10 protein-coding genes (1 of these 10 running past the window's edge) are annotated in these 25,553 nt (G+C 71.1%); 9 read left to right on the top strand and 1 reads right to left on the bottom strand.

The annotated features are described in order from the left end of the window. Window positions 1-74: 74 nt before the first annotated feature. Complete coding sequence (gene eccCa / locus AB0I51_RS27455) at window positions 75-4,010, bottom strand: type VII secretion protein EccCa (protein ID WP_362979616.1); 3,936 nt, start codon at window positions 4,008-4,010, stop codon at window positions 75-77. Between the two features lie 318 nt (window positions 4,011-4,328). Here eccCa and eccD point away from each other — a divergent pair, with 318 nt between their 5' ends. The 9 genes from eccD to AB0I51_RS27410 form a co-directional block, all read left to right on the top strand. Then, entirely contained in the window at window positions 4,329-5,729 is a 1,401-nt protein-coding gene (gene eccD / locus AB0I51_RS27450) for a type VII secretion integral membrane protein EccD (protein ID WP_362979497.1), read from the top strand. 54 nt (window positions 5,730-5,783) lie between these two features. Beyond that, window positions 5,784-7,364, top strand: a complete 1,581-nt coding sequence (eccB, locus tag AB0I51_RS27445; RefSeq protein WP_362979495.1) for a type VII secretion protein EccB — start codon at window positions 5,784-5,786, stop codon at window positions 7,362-7,364. Window positions 7,365-7,585: 221 nt separating this feature from the next. Then, window positions 7,586-7,924 (top strand): hypothetical protein, encoded by a 339-nt coding sequence (locus AB0I51_RS27440; RefSeq protein WP_033285066.1) that lies wholly within the window; start codon window positions 7,586-7,588, stop codon window positions 7,922-7,924. A gap of 46 nt (window positions 7,925-7,970) precedes the next feature. Beyond that, complete coding sequence (locus tag AB0I51_RS27435; RefSeq protein ID WP_043678268.1) at window positions 7,971-8,294, top strand: WXG100 family type VII secretion target; 324 nt, start codon at window positions 7,971-7,973, stop codon at window positions 8,292-8,294. A gap of 117 nt (window positions 8,295-8,411) precedes the next feature. After that, the gene (locus AB0I51_RS27430) at window positions 8,412-8,864 is read left to right on the top strand and encodes a type VII secretion system-associated protein (RefSeq protein WP_362979493.1); all 453 of its coding nucleotides are present in this window, start codon (window positions 8,412-8,414) and stop codon (window positions 8,862-8,864) included. A 107-nt stretch (window positions 8,865-8,971) separates the two neighbouring features. Continuing rightward, on the top strand, window positions 8,972-12,079 hold the full coding sequence (locus AB0I51_RS27425; protein WP_362979491.1) for an AAWKG family protein: 3,108 nt from the start codon (window positions 8,972-8,974) through the stop codon (window positions 12,077-12,079). Then, on the top strand, window positions 12,076-12,525 hold the full coding sequence (locus AB0I51_RS27420) for a YbaB/EbfC family nucleoid-associated protein (RefSeq protein WP_362979489.1): 450 nt from the start codon (window positions 12,076-12,078) through the stop codon (window positions 12,523-12,525). The genes AB0I51_RS27425 and AB0I51_RS27420 overlap by 4 nt, the downstream gene beginning before the upstream one ends. Before the next feature lie 7 nt (window positions 12,526-12,532). Next, window positions 12,533-12,898 carry a hypothetical protein gene (locus AB0I51_RS27415; protein WP_362979487.1) on the top strand — a complete coding sequence of 122 codons (366 nt, stop codon included), beginning with the start codon at window positions 12,533-12,535 and terminating at the stop codon, window positions 12,896-12,898. An 18-nt stretch (window positions 12,899-12,916) separates the two neighbouring features. Further along, a protein-coding gene (locus AB0I51_RS27410; protein ID WP_362979485.1) for a hypothetical protein crosses the window boundary here: on the top strand, window positions 12,917-25,553 show its 5' portion. The gene runs 15,005 nt beyond the window's last position; 12,637 of the gene's 27,642 nt are visible here — the first part of the coding sequence; the start codon lies at window positions 12,917-12,919; its stop codon lies beyond the right edge, outside the window.

The following is a 25,553-nucleotide window of genomic DNA, read 5'->3' as shown; positions in this document are numbered from 1 at the left end:
CTGCTGAGGGCCGAGCGGCCGGGGCGGAGTCCGTGTGGCCCCACCCCGGTCGGGTCGGCTTCTCGGTTACTCCTCTACTCCTCCGCCCCCGCCGCCAACGCCGTCTGGATGAGGGACGGTTTGCGGCGGACGATGTGGAGGGCCCGGCCCGGGGGGAGGACCCGGGGCTTGACGTTGCCGAAGACATAGCCCTCGGACGGGGAGCAGGACATCAGGATGCCCGGGGTGTTGACCTCGTCGAGGCGGCGCAGGAGCTGGTCGTTGAGGCCGCGGCCCGCGCCCGTCGCCGAGCGGGCGACCACCACGTGCAGGCCCAACTCGTGGCCCAGCGCGAGGTGTTCGAAGAGCGGGGCGAAGGGGTGGTCCATGACCGTGCCGCCGCCGACCATGTCGTAGTCGTCGACCAGGACGAACAGGCGCGGGCCCGACCACCAGTCGGCCTGTCGCATGCGGGCCGGGGTGATCTCCTGGCCCGGGACGCGGGTGCGCAGGGCCTTCGCGGAGCCGCCGACCAGCTGTTTGAGGGCTTCCAGGGCCACCGCGTGGCCGAGGCGGTACTCCTCGGGGACCGCGTCGACCAGACCGCGGCGGTAGTCGACGACCAGGATGCGGGCCTCGGCCGGGGTGTAGCGGGCGACGACGGAGTCCGCGACCAGCCGGAGCAGGTTGGTCTTGCCGCTCTCCGTGTCGCCGACGGCGACCAGGTGCGGGGTGCGGGAGAAGTCGTGCCAGACGGTGCCGAGGGTCTCCTCGTCCTGGCCGAGCGCCAGCTTGAGGCTCTGGCCGTCGCCGAGTTCGGGCTCGGCGAGTTCGGCCGCGGGCAGCCGGTGCGGGAGCATCCGGACCTGCGGGGCGCGCGGGCCGTGCCAGGCGCTCGCGATCCGGTCGACCAGGTCCGCGACACCCTCGCTGAGCGTCTCCGGGTCGGTGGAACCGTCACCCCGGGGCAGCGCGGACAGGAAGTGGAGTTTCGTCTCGACGGTCAGACCCCGGCCCGGGATCTGCGGCACCGCGCTCGCCTTGCGGATGTCCACGACGGAGTCCATCGTGTCGCCGAGCCGCAGCTCCAGCCGGGTCGCGGACTGGTCGCGGACCGGGGCGGTGAGCTCCAGCCAGCGGGCGGTCGCGACGATCAGGTGGATGCCGTAGTTGAGACCGCTGGTGGCGATCTGGTTGAACGTGGGGATGTACTGGTCGAAGTTCTGCCGGACCGCCGACCAGCCGTCGACCACCAGGAAGATGTCGCCGTGCGGTTCGTCGGGGAACTCCCCGGCCGCGCGGCGGCGCCGGTAGGTCGCCATCGAGTCGATGCCGTTGTCCAGGAAGAACTGCTCGCGCTGGGTGAGGACGGCGGTGACCTCGGCGACCGTACGGCTGATCCGCTCTGTGTCGAGGCGGGCCGCGACCCCGCCGACATGCGGCAGCCCGGTGAGCTGGGAGAGCGTGCCGCCACCGAAGTCCAGGCAGTAGAACTGCACTTCGCGCGGGGTGTGGGTGAGGGCGAGCGCCATGATGAGGCTGCGCAGCACCGTCGACTTGCCGCTCTGCGAGCCACCCGCGACGGCGACATGGCCGCCCGCCCCGGCGAGGTCCACGACGAGCGGGTCACGGCGCTGGTCGAACGGCTTGTCCACCAGACCGACCGGCACCCGCAGCTTCCCGGCGCCCGTCCAGCGGGCCGCGGTCAGGCCGCGGTCCGGGTCCTCGGCGAGACCGCCCAGCAGGGTGTCGAGCGGGGACGCGGTGTCCAGCGGCGGCAGCCACACGCGATGCGCGGGCGGCCCGGAGTCCCGCAGCCGGTCCAGCGCCACCGCGAGCAGGCTCTCGGTGCTCTCCTCCGCCTCGGGCTCCGGGGCCGCGATCGCGGCCGGTGCCGGAGCACGCGGCACGATGTACCCGGTCGACCAGGGCACGACCTGCGTGGCGACCCGGGCCTGCGCGACGGCGCCGCCGCGCCTGCGGTAGGGGCCGGAGACGTAGGCCGCGCGGAAGCGGGTGAGGGCCTCGACACCGCTCTTCAGGTAGCCGCTGCCCGGCTGCGAGGGCAGTTCGTACGCGTCGGGGACACCGAGGACACCCCGCGACTCCATCGCGGAGAAGGTGCGCAGACCGATCCTGTACGACAGGTGCGACTCCAGCTGGTGCATACGGCCCTCGTCCAGGCGCTGCGAGGCCAGCAGCAGATGCACGCCGAGCGACCGGCCGAGGCGGCCGATCATCACGAACAGCTCCATGAACTCCCGGTGCGAGGCGAGGAGTTCGCTGAACTCGTCGACGACGACGAAGAGGCTGGGCAGCGGGGCGAGATCGGCGCCGCCGGCCCGCGCCTTCTCGTACTCAAGCGCCGAGGTGTAGTTGCCCGCCGACCGGAGCAGCTCCTGGCGGCGGATGAGTTCACCGTGCAGCGCGTCCTGCATGCGCTCCACCAGGGCGGCCTCGTCGGCGAGGTTGGTGATGACGGCTGAGGTGTGGGGGAGTTCGTCGAGGCCGAGGAAGGTCGCGCCGCCCTTGAAGTCGACGAGGACGAAGTTGAGGGTCTCGGAGGAGTTGGTGAGCGCGAGGCCGAGCACCAGGGTGCGCAGCAGCTCGGACTTGCCGGAACCGGTCGCGCCGATCAGCATGCCGTGCGGGCCCATGCCGCCCTGCGCGGACTCCTTGATGTCCAGCTCCACGGGTCGCCCGTCCGCGCCGACCGCGACCGGGACGCGCAGCCGGCCGGAGCCGGTGTGCCGCCGCCACAGTGTGTCGGGGTCGAGCCGGTGCAGGTCGGCGATGCCGAGCAGGGTGGTCAACTCGGTGTCGTTGGAGAGCGGTTCGACCGCGTCGGAGGAGAGACTCATCCGGTACGGCGCGATCAGCCGGGCCAGCGACTCGGCGGCCACCGGACCCACCCGGTCGGGGCGGCCCAGGACCGTGGTCTGCTCCTTGCGGCTGCGGTCGGTGCGCACCAGCGCGACGGCGTCCGGGCTCACGTCGAGGCGCAGCGTGGTGCGGCCGGGCCGCCAGGTGAGCGAGTCGGAGAGGTCGAGGACGATCGCGTTGCGGAAGCCCGGCCCGTCGAAACGGTGACCGGACGGGATGGCGGCGCCGTCCACCACGACCACCACCAGCGGCTCGTCACGGCCGGGCACCGCGTCCGGGTCGAACGCGGGCCGCTCGGAGAACTCGCTGCCGAGCTGGTCCTCCAGATCGGTGAAGGCCGAGGCCACCATGCGCAACGGGCCCGCGCCGTCGGTCTCCTGGGGATGCTGGTTGTGCGGCAGCCACTTCACCCACTCCCACTCGGCCCGCACCTCGTCGGCGGCGCAGACCGCGATCCACAGCTCCTCCGGCGGGTGGAACAGCGCCAGTTGGGCCAGCGCGGCGCGGAGCATCCCGCGGGCCGCGTCCCGGTCGCCGCGGACCAACACCCTTGACCAGGACCGCAGATACAGCGCGATGGGCTGGCCGGGAACGGTGCTGTAGGCGCGGATGAAACGGCGCAGCGCGTGCGCGCACAGCGGTTCCAGGTCCTCAACGGGCTTGCTGGAGACGGGAGTCAGCCGCATGGCGAGCTGCTGGTCGCCGACCGCGATCCGCACCTCGCCGAAGTCGTCGTCCTTCACCCGGCGTTCCCACAGCCGCGTGGTGCGGACCATGGTGCGCAGCACCCGGGGCTCGGGATGCCGCCAGGCCAGGGCGAGCTGCTGCTCGACCACGGCCCGCTGCACAGTACGCCGGCTCTGCGCCAAGTAGCGCAGATAGTCCCGGCGTTCACCGCGCAGCCGCTGCTTGCGGTCGCCCGCCTTGCGCATGACCTGGCCGACCATCATCGCGCCGGCGGCCATCACCATCATGCCGAGCGCGAGGTACATGAAGATGCCGCTGGACTGACCGCCCGACCGCATGAACATCATCATCATCGAGACCGACATCATCGCCATCGGCAGATACGTCCACACCGCGGAGGTGTCCGGGACGATCTCCATCAGAGTCGGCGGCTCCTGGAGGACCAACTCGCCGGCGGGCATGTCGGGTCCGCGACGGCGGGCCGGACGACGGAACAGGACCACGCTCAACGCTTGGGGCTCCTAACGGACTTCGCGCACCGCGGCGGTACGTGGGGGGCGTGCACCGGATCAGGCCTCGGCACTTGCACGGTGGAGGAATCTGTCAACACCGTTCGTGGGGGCTCCCGTTGACACACGTCGCAGGGAGTGTCAGTAGTGTGCACCCCGTCAACTCTGTACGTCCATGTCACCCCCTGCATCACCAGCACCCCGTTCCCCCCACCCCGCACGCCGCGCCGCGTGCCCCCGTTTCGATGTCCAGGAGACGTGAGCCCCGGTATGACCGACACTTCCGTGACCGGACTGTGCCATCTGACCGTGCGGGCCCCGGCCCGCACCATCGACCTCGCCGTGCCGTCCGACGTACCGGTCGCCGACCTGCTGCCCACGGTGCTGCGGTACGCGGGGGAGGAGGCCGAGGAGACCGGCCTGGAACACGACGGCTGGATACTCCAGCGCCTCGGCGGCCGGCCGCTCGACGAGGAGGCGACCCTCGCCTCGCTCGGACTGACCGACGGCGAGGCGCTCCATCTCCGGCCGCGCACCGAGGCGTTGCCCGAGGTGCGCCTGGACGACCTGGTCGACGGCATCGCCGCGGTCACCCGGGACCGGCTGCACGGCTGGAGCCCGGAGGCGGCGCGGCGACTCCTGCGCGGCCTGGTCGCGGTGGCGGTACTGGCCGGACTGGTCCTGCTGGCCCTGCCGGGCACCCCGGCGTCGCTGCGCGCGGCCACCGCCGTGGGAACGGGCCTGCTGCTCCTGGCCGGGGCCGCCTCGGCGAGCCGGGCGGTGGACGATCCGGCGACCGGTGTGGTCCTGGGCCTGCTGGCGTCACCGGCGCTGGCGCTCGCGGGCTGGCTGGTGCCGGGCGGTGAGCTGAGCGGTCCGCAGGCCCACCAGGTGCTGGGGGCACGGCTGTTGGGGGCGGCGGCGGCCTGGGCGGGCGGCGCGGTGCTGGCCCTCGCGGCCTCCGCGGCCCGCACCCCACTGTTCCTGGCCTCGGCACTGGTGGCGTTCGCCGCGGCCGGCGGCGGCGCCCTGATGACGGTGTTCGACGTACGACCGGCCGCCGCGGCCGGGGTGATCGCCGCGCTGACCGTGCTGCTCGGGGGCCTGGTGCCCTCGCTGTCGTTCAAGTTCGCCGGGATGCGGATGCCCCCGCTGCCCACCACCCCGGAACAACTGCAGGAGGGCATCGAGCCCTACCGCGGCAACGACGTGACGGTCCGCACCGAACTCGCCGGCGAGTGGATGACCGCGCTGTACGGCGCGACGGGCGTGCTCTCGTCGGCCTGCCTGGTGGCCCTGGCCCGACGCCCGAGCCTCCCCGCGCTGCTGGTCGCGCTGGTCCTGTCGCTGCTGCTGCTCCTGCACGGCCGGGGCCTGGTCAACACGGCCCAGCGGCTGGTGCTCGTACTCCCGGGCGCGTGGGGCCTGTTGCTTCTGGCGTTCGGCTGGGGGCTGCGGCTGTCCGGCACCGAGCGGACCCTGCTGGTCGCCGGGCTGCTCGCGGTGGCGGCGGCGCTCACGGTCGCGGTGTGGACCGTACCGGGGCGGCGCATGGTCCCGTACTGGGGGCGCGCGGCGGAGATCCTGCACTCCCTGCTGGCGATCGCCCTGCTGCCGCTGACCCTGTGGCTGCTGGGCGTCTTCGGCACCCTCCGCGGCCTTTTCGGCTGACCGCCCACGAGGGCCGACCCGACCGGAACCTGAACGACCGAGCAGGAGGAAAGCGTGCGGTCGAAGCGCGACCAGGTGCAAGCGCACACGTTCATGATGGGCCGCCTGACCTCAGGCATGCTGCTGGCCGACCCGGACGCACCGGAGAGCCCGCTGGGCCGTACCAGCCGGGGCGCCTTGATCGGTGTGATCGTCGGTGTGCTGTTCTGCGGCGGGGCGCTGGTGTTCGGGCTGCTCAAGCCGGGCGGCAACGACGCCTGGCGCAGCGGCGACACCCTGATCGTCAACAAGGACACCGGCGCCCGCTACCTGTACGCCGACGGCAGGCTGCGCCCGGTGCGCAACTACGCCTCGGCCGTGCTGATCGGCGGCTCCGACCTGAAGACCACGTCGGTCGGCTCGGCCTCGCTGGCGGGCACCCCGGTCGGCACCCCGGTCGGCATCACCGGCGCCCCCGACTCCGTACCGTCGTCAGGTGAGTTGGAGTCCTCGCCGTGGGAGGTCTGCTCGACGGGCTCCGGCCTGCGGACGACCCTCGTGCCGGGCGCCCCGGTGGCGACGGACCCGGTCGGCGTGAAGTCGGCGCTGGTGGTGAAGGGCCCGGACAGGCACACGTATCTGGTGTGGCAGGGCAGCCGGCTGGAGTTGGACGATGACTCGGGCGCGGCGGAGTCCCTCGGCTACGCGCCCGTGACTCCCCGCCCGGTGTCGGCGGCCTTCCTGGACGCCCTGGTGACCGGCCCCGACCTGGCCACCCCGAAGGTCGACGGCCGCGGCACGGCAGGACCCGAACTGGGCGGCCGGGCCACCCGGATCGGCCAGGTCTTCCGCGTGGTGGCGGGCTCCGGGAACCAGGAGTACGTCCTCCAGAAGGACGGCCTGCACCCGGTGACCGACACCCAGTCGGCGCTGCTCCTCGGCGATCCGGACACCCGCAAGGAGGCCTACGGGGGAGGGGCGCCGAACGTCGTCACGATCGACGTCTCCGACCTGCGGGCCCACCAGGCACCGGGAACGGCGGGCACGGACCCCTCGGTCGCCGGACTGCCGGACACTCCGCCCGGCGCGCTGGCGCTCGCGGCGGGGGAGTCGGTGTGCGCCCAGGTCGACCCGGCGGGCGGGCAGGTGCGGGTGACCTCGGTACGGGTCGCCGAGACGTCGCTGTCCCCGGCGGCGCAGGCCGACCCGACGGCGCTGACCGCGGCCTGCGTGCCGGTGGACCGGGTGGTGGCCCGGCCCGGACACGGCACGCTGGTAAGGGCGTTGGGCGCGGCCGGTGAGACGGTCGGCGACACCACGTTCCTGGTCGGCGACGACGGAGTGAAGTACCGCATCCCGGACTCCGACGCGCTCGCCGCCCTCGGCTACGACGGCGCGACCCCGGTGCGGGTGCCGTCCACGCTGCTGTCGATGCTGCCGACCGGGCCGGAGCTGAGCGCCCGGGCCGCCGCGTCGGACTCGGGCGGGGCGGCACAGGCGCCGGGCGCGGCGGCGCAGTGCGGGACCGGTGGGTCGAACCCCGGTGGGACCGGTTCGGGTCCGGCCGCGATCGCCGGGCGGGCTCCGGTGAGCGGTGGGGTCGGGGCGCCGCAGGCGGATGTGGGCTCCAACTCGTCCTCTGTAGCGGCGAACTGATGAATTCTCGCCGATCGAGATCGTGTTCACGCCAAACCGGAACAGCTTCAGAACCGGAATCCGCGGAGCCACGTGTTCCGGTCAAGTTGCCTAGCAGTAAAAGCATTTGACGGGAAGGTGGATGCAACCTCAGATCTTCCTCAGTTCGTTGCCGTCACAACTTCCGTCAATCTAGGCTCAGTTGTGCTCGTACTGTAGATCGACTTACGAAAGGTGGGACGATGGCTGGAGATGGCCAGCAGTCAAGCGAAGGCTCGACCCGGAACGGAATCCAGGCCCTGGAGAGCGCCTTCAGCGGCATCGTGAAGATCCGTCAGGACGTCGACAGCACCCGTTCCACCCTGGGCAGCGGCTACCAGGGCAGCGACGGCGGCCAGTACGGCCAGCTCCTCGCGCAGTGGGACGGCCAGTGCAACGTCATCCTCAAGAACCTCGAAGACGTCATCGACCGGCTGAACCAGAGCCTCGTGGAACACAACAAGACCCAGGGTTCCTCGAACGACTCCATCAACCAGGCGTACAACGCGGCCCAGTCGGCCTTCGACCAGCTCGCCGGCTGACCTGGCGTCCACGTCCGATCCCCCCATCGCGTAAGAGAGGCAAGCTGTGGCAGACAACCTGTCCGACGGTGTCATCTACGTCAGCTACAACCACATGTCGAACGCCGCGGACGACATGGTGGCGCAGACCAAGGCGATCGCGCAGACGCTCTCCAGCCTTGAGCAGGAACTCGGCGAGCTGTCCAAGACCTGGTACGGCAACGACGCCGACACCTACCGCCAGAAGCAGGCGGCCTGGGACGGCGCCGTACAGAACATGGAGACGCTGCTCACCTCGCACTCGCAGCTCCTCAACGAGATCTCCAACAGCTACAAGTACAGCGAGAACTCCCTCAGCCAGATGTGGTCCGAGGTCACCATCGGTCGCTGAGCCACTCGGCTCCACCGCACCGGCCGGTCTCCTCGCGGTCGGTGCGGTCCAGGCTCCTTCCCGTTCCGTCGCCGCGCCGCACGCCAGGGTCGGCGCGTTCCGCCCGCGGAGGCACCCATGGCTGATCTGACCCACCTCGACTCGACCGCGCTGAAGAACTTCAAGAACACCGACGTCGCCGACTTCATCAGCGATCTGCTGGACATCCGCAAGGACAACCCGGCGGGCGTCCGGTCCCTGAAGAACCTGCTCGCCGAGACCGGTGCCGGCTCTGCCGCGGGCCTCGCCAAGATCCTGCGCATCGGCCTGATGAACGGCGGCGACAGCAAGGACCCGGTCGGCGGTTCCACGCTGGTGGAGGCGCTCAAGACACAGGCGACCGCGCTCGACAAGATCCTCACCGACCACAAGACGCTCTTCGACGACATCGACGACGCGCTGGACGAGACGATCACCACCCTGCTGAAGAACCAGGGCGACAGCCTCGACGCGATCGACGGCGAGAAGCTGCTGGACATCTTCGACACCGTCGACGGCGACATGGGCGGCTCCGGCTCCAAGAGCTCCTGAGGCCGGTCCGCGGCCCGCCGGCTCTCCTCCGGGCCCCGGGCCCCGCACCCCGGCCCCCCCACCCAGTCCGCACCCCCACCCACTCCTCCGCAGCGGAGTTCCGCCCCATGGCCGACAGCACCACCGGGACCGCCGGCTACGACCCGGACGACTACTTCGCCCAGGCCGTCACCGACTTCACCGGTTACACGATTCCGCCCAGGTCCTCGCTGTTCAACAAGCTGAGCAGCTCGGCGAACGACGACTTCGGCGACCTCAAGCTGTTCCGGATGGACATCCAGGGCATCGGCATGAGGTCGGTGACCGCGGCCGACTACTCCGCGATCGGCGGCTGGCAGGTCAACAAGGGCGAGGACTACGACCTGGCCTTCTACGACGCCGGCGGCGACGGCGCGCACAGCAGCGTGAGCATGAAGAAGGCGCGGATCGTGATGATCGGCGTCACCGTCGACGGGAACGGCCGGGCCACCCTCTGGAGCGGCGGCGAGGTCACCGGCGGCGGCGCCTTCGAGGGCTCGTACTCGCACGTCCAGTGGGACTCGGGGCCGATGGCGCAGTACATCTCGGGCAGCAAGCTGGTCCTCGACCATCTGCTGTCGTCGCCGTACTCGACGCAGGGCTTCTCCTACAGCGGACTGTCGGTCACCGACGACAACGCCGTCGACATGCTCTCCTTCGAGCGTACGGGTCAGTCCTTCGACCGGGTGGTGCAGTTCTTCAAGGACCACTCGGACATCGTCAACCAGTGGATGACCTCGCTCGGCGAGGACCAGGCGGCCTGGAAGGGCAAGGCGGCCAGCCTCTTCTGGCATCTGCTGAACGAGCTCAAGACCAACTACGACGGCTACGTCTCGCAGTTGGGCGGCCGGGACTACACGCCGACCAACACCACCCTCGGCGGCACCGTCCCGCAGTCGAAGCTGAGCGACGCGCTGGCCGCGGCGCAGAAGGCGCTGAAGGACGCGGTCACCGCCATCCAGACCGCGTGGACCGACTGGGCCTCGGACGGTCAGCACGACCCGCACTACCACGTGAAGAAGATCCTCGACGAGATCAGTCAGTGGGTCATCAACAACAACATCAACCACGTGCAGAAGAAGTCGACCACCACCAGCAGCCAGTACGGAACCTCCACCTCCACCACCTACTCCACCGACGCCGGGTTCAAGCAGTCCGTCCCCGAATACGGCGACCTCACCCAGCACACCACCTGGCAGAAGGTGGCCGACGCCGCGGTCAAGAGCTGGTCGGACCACGCCGACGCCAAGCTCAAGCAGCCGTCCATCGACGCGCTCAGCGCCGTGAAGAACGCCTGGGCCGATGTCGAGGACGCCTTCGCCCAAGAGGTCAAGAACAAGAACAACGAGACGCTCTCCGAGGTCCTCCAGAAGGAGGAGAACGAGATCGCCGAGGAGGAGGCGAAGGAAAACAACGACAAGCTCAACGACAACCTGAACAACCTCGGTGACAACCTCAACAACCTCGGCGACAACCTGAACAACCTCAACGACAACATGAACGACAACCTCAACAACCTGGGGGACAACCTCAACAACCTCAACGACGGCCTGAACGACAATCTCAACAACCTCGGCGACGGCCTCAACAACCTCGGCACGAACCTCAACACCAACCTGAACGACAGCCTCAACAACATCGGCGACGGCCTGAATTCGAGCCTCAACAACCTGAACGACGATCTCGGCAACAGCCTGAACAACGTCGGCACCGGGCTCGACGACCTCAACACCAACAGCCTTCTGAACGGCGACGGTTCGGGCGGGAACAACCCGACCGACCTCGCCAACGCCGCGCTGAGCACCCTCAACCCCTCGCTCCTGAACAACGGCGGCGACACCACCAAGGACGGCTCGACCACGCTCAACTCCCCGACCGGGGGCACCACCCAGCTCAACGGCGACGGCAGCCTCACCACGACGTTCCCGGACGGCTCCACCCAGACCATCGACCCGTCGACCGGCCTGGTCACCACCACCAACCCGGACGGCACCACCTCGGTCTCCCAGCTCAACCCGGGCAGCACCATCACCAACCCGGACGGCTCGACGACCACCCTGAACGACGACGGCACCCTCACCACGAAGTTCCCGGACGGCACGAGCCAGACCATCGACCCGACCACCGGCCAGGTCAGCACCCTCAACCCGGACGGCACCACCTCGCTGTCGCAGCTCAACCCGACCGAGGGCTCCTTCACGACCCCGGACGGCTCGACGGCCCAGCTCAACGCCGACGGCTCGGTGACCACCCACTTCCCGGACGGCTCCACCGAGACCCTCAACCCGGACACCGGTCAGATCTCCGTCACCGACCCCTCCGGCAACGTCACCACCACGCACCTCGACCCGGGCGCGTCCTTCACCAACCCGGACGGCTCCACCACCACGCTCAACAACGACGGCACGCTCACCACCAAGTTCCCGGACGGCTCCGTCCAGACCCTCAACCCGGACACCGGCCAGCTCACCACCACCGACCCGTCGGGCCACACGACCACCACCGACATCGACGGCAGCGGCCTCCCCTCGTCCTCGACCGACACCAGCGGCCTCAACGGCAGCAACATCGACACGAGCGGCATCGACACGAGCGGGCTGAACAACGGCAGCGGCCTCGACACCAGCGGCCTGAACACGACCGGGCTCAACAGCGGCGGACTCGGCGGCTCCAGCCTCGACACGACCGGCGGCGGCCTGGATTCGGGCCTCGACAGCGGCTACGACGACTACGACAGCACCCCCTACACCGGCGGCGCGCTGCGCTCCGACGCCCTCGACACCAGCACCCTCGCCGCCGCCTCCACCGACGCGCAGAGCGCGTCGGGCGGCACCCCGCTCAACCCGATGGGCATGGGCGGCATGGGAGGCATGGGCGGCGGTATGGGAGGCGCGGGCGGCGGGCAGGGCGGCAACACCGAGCGCACCCGGGCCGTCCTCACCGATCCGTCCAACGGCGCCACCAGGCGCGGTCGGGCCAACCGGGCGACCTCCGTGGACGAGGACGAGGACGTCGTGTACACCCGGCCCACCACGTCCAGCGCCCCTTACCCGGTGGGCGGACCCGGCAGCAACGGCGCGGGCCAGAACGGCCGCTCCACGGAGAGCGGCGACCGGGCCCGGGAGGCGTGGCTCACCGAGGACGAGGACGTCTGGGGCACCGACGAGGGCGGTTCGCCGGCGGTGATCGGACGATGAGCAGCGAGTCGATCGAGCAGCGGCTGGCGAAGGCGATGGCCGAACTGGAGGCCACCGAGGCCGCGGTGGCCCGCGCCGAGGGCGAACTCGCTCACGCCGAGAGCACGGTGCGCTCCGCGGACCGCGCCGTCGAGGTGACCGTCGGTGCACAGGGCGACCTGCGCGCGCTGACCTTCCTGGACGACAAGTACCGCACGATGCCCGCCGGTCAGCTCGCCGCGAGCGTGCTGGAGGCGGTGCAGGAGGCCCGGGCCCGGATGGCCCGGCACGTCATGGCCACCTTCGAGCCCTTCACCAAGGCCAGCCCCGAGGCTCCCGAGATCACCGGCTTCGACGTGGACTGGAACAAGATCTTCGGGCCCGGAGTGCTGGAGGGCCCCAAGGGCGGCCGACGGCGCGGAGCCGGCCGGCTCCGCGACGAGATCAGCGAAGACCCGGAGGACTGAGAAGACGATGTCGGAGAACGCCTACTCCGCCAGCCCGCCGGCGCTCATCGCCGGCACCCGGCAGATCGAGCAGATCAGCCGGCTGGCCAACGAGATGATCAGCGAGTTCATCACCGATGTGTCGTCCACCTCCGGCTGGCCCGGACACGACGACAGCTACGCGAAGCAGATGCGGCCGCAGGAGAAGGAACAGCGGGAGGGCTCCATCAAGACCGGCTCGTCCCTCTCCGAGGCGATCGTAAGCATCGGCGACGGCACCCTCACCAACCTCAAGAGCGTGCTCGGCACCCAGAGCGGCGTCCTGGACGCCATCCACGACTCCAGCATCGACACGGGCGACACCGACAGCGGTTCGCACAACGGAAAGCACTGACGCGGCGGACCGCCCCTGATGACCATCCACGCGTCGCCCCAGCTGAACAACCTCATGTTCGTGCTCATCGGCGAGAAGTTCCTCCAGGCCGACGAGGACATGGCCTACGCCAACGGCAAGCCGTACGAGCGGCTGGGCCGGCGTATGCGTGACCTCTCGGACCTGATCGAGCAGACCGCCGGTGGGGTCGGGCGCGCGCTGCCGCCGCAGGTCGGGAACAACTATGTGCGGGCGATGCACATGTTCCTCGACAGCGGCGGCGTCAACTACCTCAGGGACTTCGCCGACCAGCTCGACGGCATCGGGCAGTCCCGTACCAAGTCCTCCATGGACATCATGGAGTCCAAGTGGCAGATCATCGCCGAACTGGTGCGGCTGCTCATCGAGTTGATGGTCATCGCGGTGCTGTCCGCCTTCACCGGCGGTTCCGCCTCCAGCCAGGCCGCGGTGGCGAAGGCCCGCAGCCGGGTCGCCATTCTGACGCTGCTCGAATGGCTGATGAAGAAGACGCATCTGATGCCCAGCATCACCGAGGCGATCGAAGAGGCGTTCACCACCTTCGCGGTACGGCTGGCCATGATGCTCGGTGCGCCCAAGGGCCGCCGCCCCAACGGCTTCGACTGGTCGCAGATCCTTCAGGACGGTGCGTTCGGCGCCTTCGCCGGGCTGTTCCACGGACTGCTCACCGACCTCGGCAAAGGCCTGAAGAACAACCTCAAGAACATCTTCGGCAGCCACAACCCGTTCAAGGACGTCACCGGCAACGGGAGGAAGTTCAACCAGAAGTTCGACAACCCCGACGTCAACACCAGGCCGAACCCGAAGACCACACCCACGCCGAACCCGAAGACCACGCCCACCCCGACGCCGAACCCGCACCTCACGCCCACACCGACCCCGACGCCCGCACCGAAGCCGAAGACCTTCGGCGACAAGCTGAAGCACGAACTCGGCGAGGACGGCGAGCACTTCCTCACCGAGGGCGGCGCGGAGACCCTCGCCGAACTCGCCATGGCGTCCATCTTCGGCTTCCCCGTCGACTCCCTCGACACCTTCCTGGGCAGCGGCCTCAGCTCGATCAGCGAACGCCATCTCGGCCAGGGCGCGAGCGCTGTGGGCGGCAAGTTCAACTTCAACACCCCGGCCCCGGTGAACACCCTGGGCACGGCGAACATCCCGGACGAGTCCGACACCGAGTCCGACACGGACACCGGCCCTTCGAAGAACAACTCGTCGTCGAACTCGCCCATCACCGACGACAACTCGACGACGACATCGCGCCCCGGTCCCATCAACACGACCTCGAACAAAGGCAGTTCGTCGACGGTCAACACCCCGCAACGCACCTCCACGAGCACCCCGCCGCCCCGGTCCACCGACCTCGACACGGATCTCCCCGACCTCGACACCCACTTCGACGAGGTGAAGATCGACGGGGGAGACCTGCAGAGCGACATTCCGCACGGGACGACGAGTTCGGCCGGCGGGGGCGGTACCCCACACACCACAGGCTCCGGAACTCCGGCGCCCGTACGGGCAGTTCAGCAGGGTGACACCGAGACATCGGACACCTCAACTCCGGTGGCGTCGACGGACGTTCCGGTCACGAGCGGGCCCGGCACCGGTGTCGTGCCGTCGAGCGCGAGCACTACCGAGTCCGGCTCACCCTCCAACTCCAGCGGCAGCCCGCACACCACGAACTCGGGAACTCCCGCGCCCGTACGCACAGTTCAGCAGGGCGACACCGAGACATCGGACACCTCAACTCCGGTGGCGTCGACGGACGTTCCAGCCGTGAGTGGGACCGGCACGGGCGTCGTACCGCCGAGTACGAGCAGTGGTGCCAACACGAACACGACCGGGTCCGGTGTCCCCACCCGGAGCGGTACGAACTCGGGCAGCCCGGCGGGCAATTCCGGTCCGTCCTCGAACTCCGGTGGAAATCCGCGTACGACGACGCAAGGGCGCCCGGAGAACACGACGTCCGACGACAACACCGTCACCACGGACACCACGCACGGCAGCGACGCCTCCCCGAACCCGGATTCTGGCGTCGACAGCGACACCGGCCCGGAGACGAACACCGGCACGCACACCGACTCCGGCACCGACACGACCACCAGCACGCGTCCCACCCCCCTCCCGAGCAGCACCCGCACCGGTACCGACCTCCCCACGCCCGTCACCACCACCAGCAACAGCACGCCCCCCACGACCAGTTCGGCACCGGAGAGTGAGCCCGCGCCGGAGACGGTCCCGTCCGGCACCCCGGCTCCGACGCCCGTGCACACCTCCTCGGAGGTCTCGTCCGACCCGGTGCCGGACAACACGCCCGCCCCCACTTCCACCCCGGAACCCGTTGTCCTCACCCGCTCCGTGACCCCCAACACGACCCCGGTACCCGGCCCTTACGCGGACGCGCGGGCCGGGGCGACGCCCTCGGAGCGGAGTCACACCTGGGTCGACCCGGTCTCCCGGCCGGTCGGGGCGGACGGCACGCGGACCCAGTACGTCGTGCGGGCCGGTTTCGCCGTACGGCGATTCGAGCACGGCGGTGAGCCGGTCACCGATCTCACCGTCACCTACCGGCTCACGGGCGACCCGGGCCTGGGGTCACAGGTCGACGGCGTCCAGCAGCGGCTGGCGGACGGTGTGCAGCGGGTGTTCAACACCCCGGGGCACCGGCTGGGGGACGGGAGCCTGCTGCGCGTCACCGTCGTGCCGGCCGCTCCCGGTGAGACGGCGCACCTCGACGTCACGCTCACCGACCCGGCGGACGGGACCCCGGCCACTCATCACTCCTGGCCGGCCGACATCTCCGACTCCGACCTGGCCCACGAGGTCGGGCACCAGCTCGGGCTGCGCGACGAGAGCGGTTTCGACTCGGCCGCCCCGCACCGCGGCGGTACGGCCAGCCTCATGGGCGACCCGACGCTGTTCGCGCCCGCGTCGGACCCGGCGTACACGTCCGGTGGGCTGAGGCCCCGTCACCTCGCCCTGATCGGCACCCTGGTCGGCGACCCCGCCGACGACCCCCGGGGCACCGGCACCGGCACCGGTTCCGGTACGGGTCGACGGGGCCCGGCCAAGGGCGAGCCGGGCGCGGACCCGCCCGCCCCGGGCAAGCCCACCACCGAGACCACGGACACGACCGACACCGCACCGACCCCGGTGGCCACCACGTCCACCACGCCCATGCTCCCGACACACACCGCTCCGACGGAGACCGAGACCGAGACCCTCCCCGCGCTCCCGCCGGTCCCCGCGATCACCCTCACCACCCCCGAGGGCGACACCACCACGCCGACCGAGGTGGTGGCCGGCGGCGGGCGCCGTACCTCCTACCTCGGTGGGTACGGGCAGCGGCACGACGGCCAGATGGGTCTGGTCATGATGGAGCCGTTCTCGCCGGACCTGGTCGACGGGCTGCACCGCCAGGTGCTCACCGCGCTCGGCCGCCCCGCCCCCGGTCCGGACGACCCCGTGCACGCGCAGCTGCGTGACGTGCTCTCGGAGCAGCAGCTGACGCAGAACATGCCGTATCTGCGCAGTCTCGGCGGTCACCGGATCGTCCTGGACGTGGACGGCGTCGAGCGGGAGGTGGACGTACGGCTGACGCTCGGCGACCGGCGGCCGTCGGCGCGTCAGGGCGCGCTCGACACCAGCGATCCCGACAAGCATGTTGAGCGGCGCGGACAGGGCACCCGGGAGATCGTCTCCGCGCAGCCTTCCGGCACGTTCTCGACGCTTCCGGTGCCATGGACCCTGTCGGTACCGGTCGGGGCGGCGGGCCCGGTCCGCGGGGTGGACATCGCGCTGTCCGCGACCATCACCCACAACCAGGCGGACGGCTCCTCCACCGTCACCCAGGTCGTGCAGACCACCAGCGCCCAGCGCAGCAACGAGCCGTCCCGCGCCTACGACTTCACCGACAACTGGCAGGTGCGCGTGGACGCGCCGCCCCCGGTCACGGACGTAACCGACGGCACTGGTACGGCAGTTGTGGTCGCGCACCCCGATCCCGCGCACGACTGGAGTCCGGCCGAGCAGCACGGGTCGGTCACCGTCTGGTTCCCGCAGCACCTCGTGGACGCCGACCGTGATCACGGCCAGGCGCTGCCCGCGCCCGCCGAGCTCGGGCAAATACCCATCTACGGCGTGGACTCGGTGCTGAATCCGCGGCGGCTGTACGAGGGTGCGGCGGCGAACTTCCGGGACGATCTGGACGAGTCGTCGTCGGCCCAACTCGCGAATTTCCTGAGTGAACCGATCCTGCGGGGCACGCTGCCGATGCAGGTCGAGGGCGGGCTGTACTCGCCGGTGCTCACCGACGGGCACGGACGTGCGGTCGGCATCATGCGGCTGGACGCGCGGGTCACCGGGAACACCCCGGTGGCCAAGAGCCTCGACAAGAAGATCAACCTTGAGAGCCATGTCGTCAACGTGGTCAAGAACGACCAGAACACGACGTTCAGCAGCGGGGTGACCCTCAGCGGCAGTGTCGGACCGACCTTCACGAGCGACCGTCGCGCGGGGCACCCGGACGCCTCCCACGGCATCGGCGGCTCCGTCAACGGCAAGGGCACCGCCTCCCTCGCCGCGCAGAACATGTTCGGCACCAGCAACTCCGCGGGCACCATGCACGCGGTGCGCACCAACCGCAGTCATCTGCTGACCGAGGCGGACGTCGAGTACACCCTCACCCTGATCCGCCCCGACGGCACCATGTCCGCCTATACGCCCGGGAGTTGGACCCACGCGCTCGATCTGCGGGTGCTCGGCGCCGACGACGCGGGCGGCCACCCCCCGGCTGCGGACGAGGTTCGCGCGCTGCCGCACGCGCTGGCGACCCTGGAGTCGATCGGGCAGTCCACCGCGCCGCTCGGCGTGGACGGTACGGAGACGCTGTTCGCGGACGCTGAGACCTGGCTGCGGGACAACGGCTTCCTGCCACCGGCACCTCCGCCGCCCGGCGACGCGCCATCGCCGCCGGGGTCCGCACCGCAGCGGGGCCGACTGCCCGACGAGAAGCTCGTGCAGGCCCAGTTGAACAATCTGCGGCGGCTGCGCGAGCTGAGTTCCCCGCTCGGGCTGCGCGCGGCGACGGACTCCATGGTGGACGGCGGCCACTCGCTGTTCCTGGAGATCCCCGCGACCACGGGACGCCGCCGGGTACGGCTCGAACTGGGCGCCCGCCACATCGCGGGCGGCGACCCGGTGCACCGCAGGGTGCTGCCCGACATCCAGGTCATGGGCCTGGCCCAGGGCGGGGGCGGCGGTACCGCGCGGCTCGGCAACACCTACGGCGGGGGCCTCGGCGCGGGAGCCGGGATCACCGGGCCCACCCCGAACGGGGGCACGTGGACCCTGAGCGGGACCGGCGACTACCAGTACGTCGGCCAGGCCTCGCTCGGCAACACCACCGGAACCACGCTCGGCCACGACCAGTTCTTCATCGCCACCGGGCAGGACTCCCACGAGTTCGCGATACCGGCCCGCATCACGCTCGACCTGTACGAGGGCCCGGGGCAGGAACCGGTGACCCGATTCGGCGAGGCGATGCCCGGGCCACGGCCCGCGGGCGACGTGGAGGCCGCCCGCGTGCCGGGCGTCGACGGGAGGGTCCTGCTGGCCGTACCGCACGCGCGGACCGTGGACGTCGCGGAGCCCGCGCCGGCCGGTGCGCCGTACACCGTCCGGCAGGTCAGAGCGCAGGACACCCAGCGGCTGGCCATGACGGTGACGGGCGACGGCGGGCAGCCGGGCCCCCACCCGGACGTGGTCCGTGTGCCGGACGACGCGCTGATCGACGTGGTGCGCGGCTCGGCGGCGCTGCAGGACGCCTTCCGGCAGATCGTCACCGGAGCCCATGCCCGTCCCGACGCCGGTGACGGCAACCGAGCCGAGCCCGCCGGTCCGCCCGGCCGGGTCTCCCGGCTGGTCGGTGGCGTCACCGGGTTCCTGAGCAGCTCGCTGGTCGGCAGTCCGTTCGCCGACACCACCACGGTGAGCGCCGAGTCCCGGACCACCGCTCTCTCGCCCGGTGCGCTGGTCGGCCGGGGACACCAGATCTTCGGCGGTACCTATGTGGTGGAGGGGCTGACGCTGCCCGGGCTCGGTGCCGACGGCCAGCTCGCGATCGAGATCGAGGCCGTCGCCCACACGCCCCGGCTGACGCAGAGCGTGAACCAGTACCTGGAGACCGGCATCTCCGCCGCCGACACGGCGCAGCAGCTCAAGGGCCTGAGCAAGACACACCAGTTCGGCCTCGGCGGCTCGGCGACCCAGAACAACCCGCCGGCCCCCACTCCCGTGCCCGGGCAGCCCGCTGCCCCGGCCCCCACGCCGTCCCGCTTCAACCCGTCCGGCCGCTACCAGTACGACCGCAAGACCGACCGGCCCGACACCCTCACCAGCACCACCGCCACCAACCGGACACCCACCCAGTCGGGACTCCAGCACCGGGTCACGGCCGACGTCACCTACGTGATCACCGTACGGTCCGGACACCGCAACGTGCTCGCCAACTCCCTCGGGTTCGGGCCCGCGGAGACCGTCAGACTCGCCGTGGACGTGCCCCGCGGCCTCCAGTTCCTGATGACGGAGAGTCAACTCCGGCGCGACGCACGGTGGATGGGTGCCGTCAACCCCCAGCCGCCCGCCCCGTCGACAATCGGGCGGACCAGCCCGTCACTGCCCGAGCGCTACGTCCGCGACGCCACCCTCGGCCTGGCCACCGTCAACTCGGTCACCGAACTCTCCGACCCGGGGACGGGCCCCACGGCGACCACGCAGACCGAGCAGCGCTCCCGATTCCAGCACGACGTACGGCAGTTGGTGGACCGGTACGCCCCCGGCGTGATGACCCCCGGCCACGCCTCCTACCTGCCCGGCGTCGCCGCGCTGATCGCCGACAACACCGGTGTCGCCGGGAAGCGGGCGCTGATCGGGCGCGGCAACGGACAGGCCACGTACAGTTTCCGGCACCACCGGTTCGGCGGCTCGGCCCTCGTCGAGGTGACGTTCTCGGCCCGCCCCACGACCAACGCCGCGCAGCGGGGCGCACGGCGGGGCACGGCGGTGCCGGGCGACAAGTCCGGTATAGAACAGTGGGGTTCACACACGGCGGACGGCCGTTCGCTCTCCTCGCCGGTGGGCCGTCAGCACCGCTTCACCTTCAATCCGACGGCCCGTTTCACCCGCCCCGACACCGACGACCGCACGGACCGGCTCGGCCCCTCCGCGCATCTGGTCACCTCCTCCAACAAGGTCGCCAAGCAGGGGCGCACCGCCGAGGACCGGTACTGGCTGCGCACCGACAGCGCCGCCGACTTCGATGACCTGGACTACGAGTTGGTCGCCACGGTCCGCTCCACGCTGGTCGTCGACTGGCCGCCCAACGTACTGGGCGCGCTGGTGCAGCGCGGGGTCATCGCGTGGGACGACGCCGACGCGCCGACCCGCTCCTGGCTGAGCCGCACCCTCGCCGGCGAATTCGGCGGCCAGGTCCGGGTACCGGCCCGGGTGAGCCTGCGTTTCACCGGCAGCGAGACGGACAGCCGACCGCTGCCCGCGCCCGCCCCGCCCTCGCTGTCCCGCGTCGACCCCCGCCGACTGACCGACGGCACAACCACGTTGCGGGAGGCGGACCTGTTCCAGCCGACCGGAAACGTCCCGGTCTACGGCTTCGACGGCTGGAGCCAGCTGTACACCGCACTCGACCAGGTGGCCCCGAGCACCGGCAGCGGCTGGCGCTCCCTGTCGGCCTCGACCTCTGACGAGAACGCGTCGATACGGCTCGGCGAACTCATCCAGGCCGGCACCCTCTCGCTGGACACCCCCCGCCAGATCGGCGGCCTGCTGCCCACGATGCCGGGCGCGTATCCGCTCCACAACGCGCCGGACCAACGGCCCACGCTCACCGTCTCGTTGTACCGGCCCAGGGTGGTCTCCGACGGCGGCGACGTGACCATCGACCGGCTCCGGATCAGCTCGGAGAACAGCAGCACGGTCTCCGGCGGCGACACCACCACCGGACTGTCGCTGCCGTTCGCCGGGAGCGCCGACGACCCCGACCGCAACCTCTTCGGCGTAACCCCGCCAGTGCTCCAACGCCCGGTGGACGCCGGCGACTTCGGCAGCACGGTCTCCGGCGGGCGCCGCGACTGGCTCAAGTCCGGCAGCACCAGCCTTCCCGCCGACGGCCGCGGCACCCGCAGCTACGAGGTCCGCGCCGACGTGCACATCGAGGTCTCCGGCCCTGACGGCGTACGCCATGTCACCGGTACGGCCACGGTCCGCGTCGAGGAGCGCGACGCCCTCGGCCACGGCATCACCGACCCCCGTCCGGTGCCCCGCGTCTACGACCTCCCCGCCCTGCTCACCGCCGGCACCGGCACCGCGCCGGAGGACTGGGCGACGACACCGCTGCGCGATGTGCGGCCCGCTCTGTCCGACGGCGTCGACCCCACGGACGACGGATACCAGCTCTGGGTGGCCACCGGCCCCGACCCGGACGGCTCCCGCCTGGCCCTGTCCCTCTACGGCGCCTCCCGGGTGGCCCGGGCCAACGGCCGCCCGGTGGAACTGGTCACCCGGGGCCCCGAGGGCCTGCGCATCTGGTCCCTCGACCCGGACGGCACACTCACCCGCCAGCCGGCGACACGGACGGCGACGGGGGATACAGCAGCGGGTACGAGCGGCGCGACCCCGGGGACCGGCCTCGCGACCCCGGGCACGGACATCGCGGCGCCGAGTACGGACGGCACGGTGCCCGGCACGGGTGACACCGCTCCGGGCTCCACCACCGGGGTCGTAGCCCTGGACCGGGCGTGGACGAGGTTCGAAACAGTCGCCGCCGCGTTCGACAAGGCCGAGAGCGAGCATGCCGCGGCCCTCCGCGACGAAGCCGGGCAGCGGGCGCTGCGGCCCGACGCGGAGGCCGCCCTGAACGACGCGGCCGCCGCGCTCACGGACGCGGCGGCCGAGGCCGGCCGGACCGGAACGGCCGCCAACACCGCCGAGCAGGAGGCGGACCGCGCCGAACAGAACCTCCACCACCTCACCACCCGCATCGACACCCTGGCCGGCGACATCTCCGCGGCCCACCGCACGATCGGCCCGCTCCGCGACGCGGTCTCCGCGGGCGAGCGCGAGGAACTACGCCTCCGCGCCCAACTCGGGACCGCCCGACGCAACCTGACCGAACTCACCGACCGCGCCGCCGCCCCCTCGGCACCGGGAGCCTCCGGCTCGGCCGACCCGGAGAACGCCGGACCCGGGCCGGAGACAGCCGTAGGACCACCGGTCGGAGACGACACCACCACCGCCCCCACCCCCGCCGTGGACCCCCGTCTCGCACAGCAGATCGACGAAGTCACAGCCCAGGTCGGCAAGTTGGACGCCGATCTCACCGGGGTGCGGGCCGGACTTGAGCGGGACCAGGCAACGCTCCGGGACGCCGAAGCCGGACTGAAGCGCGACCAGGAGGCCCTGGGCGAGGCACGCACGCAATTCCCGGGCGTCAAGGCCACGGCCGGCACCCTGCGCGCCGACGCCGGCACGGCTCGTGGGCGCGCACAGGACGCGGCCCGGGTCCACGAGAACACCCGCGAGATCCATGAGCGGGCGGAGCGGGCGCTCCGCGAGATCGACACCCATATCGACAACGCCCTCCGCAGCCGCGACGCCGCCGCGCTCGACCGGACGAACGCGCAGACGGATCTGACCCGGGCGGCCGGCCTGGTGCTCGCCGACGGCCCCTCGACACTGCCCACCACACGCTCGACGCTGGCCTCCGTCGCCCCCCGCTGGCCGGGCTCGGGCCGCCCCCGCACGGCGGGCCCCTCCACCGGCAACACGCCACCCTCCGGCGCGCGGGACACGACCACTCTCACCCCGGACGGGACCAAGGCCAAGAGCGAAGCCAAGGCCAAGAGCGAAGCCAAGGCCAAGAGCGAAGCCAAGGGCAAGGGCAAGGGCAAGGCACCCGCGCGGGAAGCTTCCGGTGGCGACTCCACCGAGTCGGCGCAGGAGCACGGCGACCACACGTCGCCCGGCCCCAACCGCATCGCATCCCTGCCCCCGGCCTTCCAGGTGCGGTCGGCCCGAGGCGTTCCGGTCGCCACGCGCGGCGACGGCCGGTGCATGCTCTACACGTTCGTCGGCACCGACCCGGAGCGGGTCCGCGACATGCTGCCCGGACTGCGCGACGAGGCCCCGGACACCTACGAATGGCTCAGCCGGCCGAGCCAAGTCCGCGCCGGACTGGCCGAGTTCACCCACTGGGACGGGGGGACCTCCCCGATGCCCCAGGCCGGCCACCATCTGAGGACCGCGGCGGACCGGCTGCGCAGCCTCGCCGATGCCCGACTGTTCCTCGCCCGCAGCCGCCCGCTGCCGCACGAGGTGGTGGGCCAGCTACGGCATGCGCTCATGCCGTGGTTCGAGGCGCACACGGAGACCATGACCCGGCCCGAACTCCTCACCACCCTCGGCGAGTACGGCATCGAAGGGGTGACGGAGCCGGAACAGCTGGACGATCTCGCGACGCGCTACATCGAAGCGCGGACCGCGGACAACGCGCCCGGACCGGAGGCACCCGGCGTCCCGGACATGTTCACGTATCTGCACGACACCGGCCGGCTGCCCACACCGGACGAACTCACCGACGCACAGCTCCGCACGCTGCTCCGGAACGGCTACACCCAGAGCGCCGCGCAGTTCACCGACGCCGAACTGGCCCACGCGGCCCACGCCGTCGGGAACTGGGCACAGACCTATGAGAGCGACGGGGGAGAGCTGTTCCTCCCGCTGCTGGCGGACACCCTGGACCTGGCCGTGGAGGTACTGCGGCAGGGCGAGTCGCCCACCACGAACACCGTCGCTCTCATCGGACCGGCCACCGCCACCCGCGTCATCGAGGTCCACTACTCGGGCCTGATCCACTACAGCGCGACCGACGCCGCTCCCCTGGTCGTCGACCCGACAGCGATCACTCCGTCGAGCGCGCCCCGGGGTCCGGGGGATGTCAACAGCCTGCTGCGGGAGGGTCGTTACCGTCCCGCGCCCCTTCGTGACGCCGACGAGGAGCGTCCCGCGTCGCGTGTCGCCGATCCGGCGCCGAAGGACTCCTGGTACGGCCTGCGTGCGTATGCCCGTCCCGCCGTGCACAGCACGGAGCGGTTCGATCCGCATGCCGATCAGTCCGGTCCGTCGCGTCCGGGTGTGCTCAGCGGTGCGACGACTCTTGTCCGTACGAGCATCCGTCGTATCCAGGCACCCAGCGGTCAGTGGGTCCGCGACTACACGCTCAACCTGCCGGTCTCCACCAACGACCCTGCTCTCGCCCGGCAGTTCAAGGACCGCATCGCCGGGCTTCTGGACACGCATCTCAACTCCGGTCTGGAGCTGCCCGGTTCGGGCGACCAGCTCCACATCGGCCTCAACCTGATCGGCGACCCTGATCACCCCGAGGCGATCACGCTCACCGACACCAGCGCCCCCGCCCGAGCGGACCAACTCCACCTGGACCTGGGCCACTCGGACGCCGACCTCCTTCACGAGGTCCTGCACTATCTCGGCCTCCCGGACGAGCAGCGCGACAACGACTTCCTGCTGCGCAACCACCCCAACAGCACCGCCGTCCGCACCACCGGCGTCATGGCCGACACCCACACTCCCGTCCACATCCCGCGCCGTTACCTCCGCACCATCGAGAACGTCACCGCCGCGGGCCCCCAACTCCACGACCACGCAGGCCAGTTGGCAAACGGCCCCGCCCAGGACCCCGACACCACCCCCATCCCCGCAGACACCACCCCCACCTGGCCCACCTCCAACGCCCCGACGGCTCCACCGCCCCCGCGCACCCAACTCCCGTCCACCTACGTGAATTCCTACGGCGCGGTCCCGGACGGCACCGTCGGGCTGGTGTATGCGGAGCCGTTCTCCGACGAGGTGATCGAGGGGCTGCACGGCCAGGTCTACGGGGCGCTCGGGCTGGACGCGGACAACCCGCCCGAGTCGGTGCGTGAGCAGGTGCGGGGCGCGCTGAGCCGGGAGAGTCTCGCGCTTCAACTGCCGTATCTGCGCTCGAACGGCGGTCTCCGCGTCACCGTCCGGGTCAACGGGAACGATCACACCGTCGACGTGCAGCTGACGCTTTCCGAGGCCCGGACCTCGTTGCGGCAGGGGCGCTTCGACACGCGGGACCCGGACAAGCATGTCGAGCGGCGCGGGTTCGGGACGCGGGAGAACTTCTCCAGTCAGCCGTCGGGGACGTATCGGACCTTCCAGGTGCCGTGGACCGGATCCTGGCCGATCACTGCGCCGACCGCGGTGCGGGCGATCGACGGATCGCTGACAGCGGCCATCACCCACAACCAGGCCAGCGACGCGACCACCGTCACGCAGGCCGTCCAGACGACCTCCGCCCAGCGGTCCAACGAGCCCTCCGATCCAGTGGAGTTCACCACCCACTGGCGGGTACGTGTCGACGGACCCGTGGTCACCGCGGCGACCACGGCCCCGGCCCCGGACGGGTGGAGCGCGCCGGTGTCGCACGGTCCGACCACGATCTGGTTCCCCCGTCACCTCACCACCGCCGACCCGGCGCCCGGTTCGCTGCCCGCACCGGCCGCGACGGCCGATCTCC

It is taken from the genome of Streptomyces sp. NPDC050549 (genome assembly GCF_040655035.1).
Taxonomy (GTDB): Bacteria; Actinomycetota; Actinomycetes; order Streptomycetales; family Streptomycetaceae; genus Streptomyces.
This window is presented reverse-complemented; position numbering and strand designations above follow the sequence as displayed.

Coding starts and splice junctions, on each gene's coding strand:
- eccCa (WP_362979616.1), bottom strand. CDS start 4,010: ATGCCCGCCGGCGAGTTGGTCCTCCAGGAGCCGCCGACTCTGATGGAG.
- eccD (WP_362979497.1), top strand. CDS start 4,329: ATGACCGACACTTCCGTGACCGGACTGTGCCATCTGACCGTGCGGGCC.
- AB0I51_RS27440 (WP_033285066.1), top strand. CDS start 7,586: ATGGCTGGAGATGGCCAGCAGTCAAGCGAAGGCTCGACCCGGAACGGA.
- AB0I51_RS27430 (WP_362979493.1), top strand. CDS start 8,412: ATGGCTGATCTGACCCACCTCGACTCGACCGCGCTGAAGAACTTCAAG.
- AB0I51_RS27425 (WP_362979491.1), top strand. CDS start 8,972: ATGGCCGACAGCACCACCGGGACCGCCGGCTACGACCCGGACGACTAC.
- AB0I51_RS27420 (WP_362979489.1), top strand. CDS start 12,076: ATGAGCAGCGAGTCGATCGAGCAGCGGCTGGCGAAGGCGATGGCCGAA.
- AB0I51_RS27415 (WP_362979487.1), top strand. CDS start 12,533: ATGTCGGAGAACGCCTACTCCGCCAGCCCGCCGGCGCTCATCGCCGGC.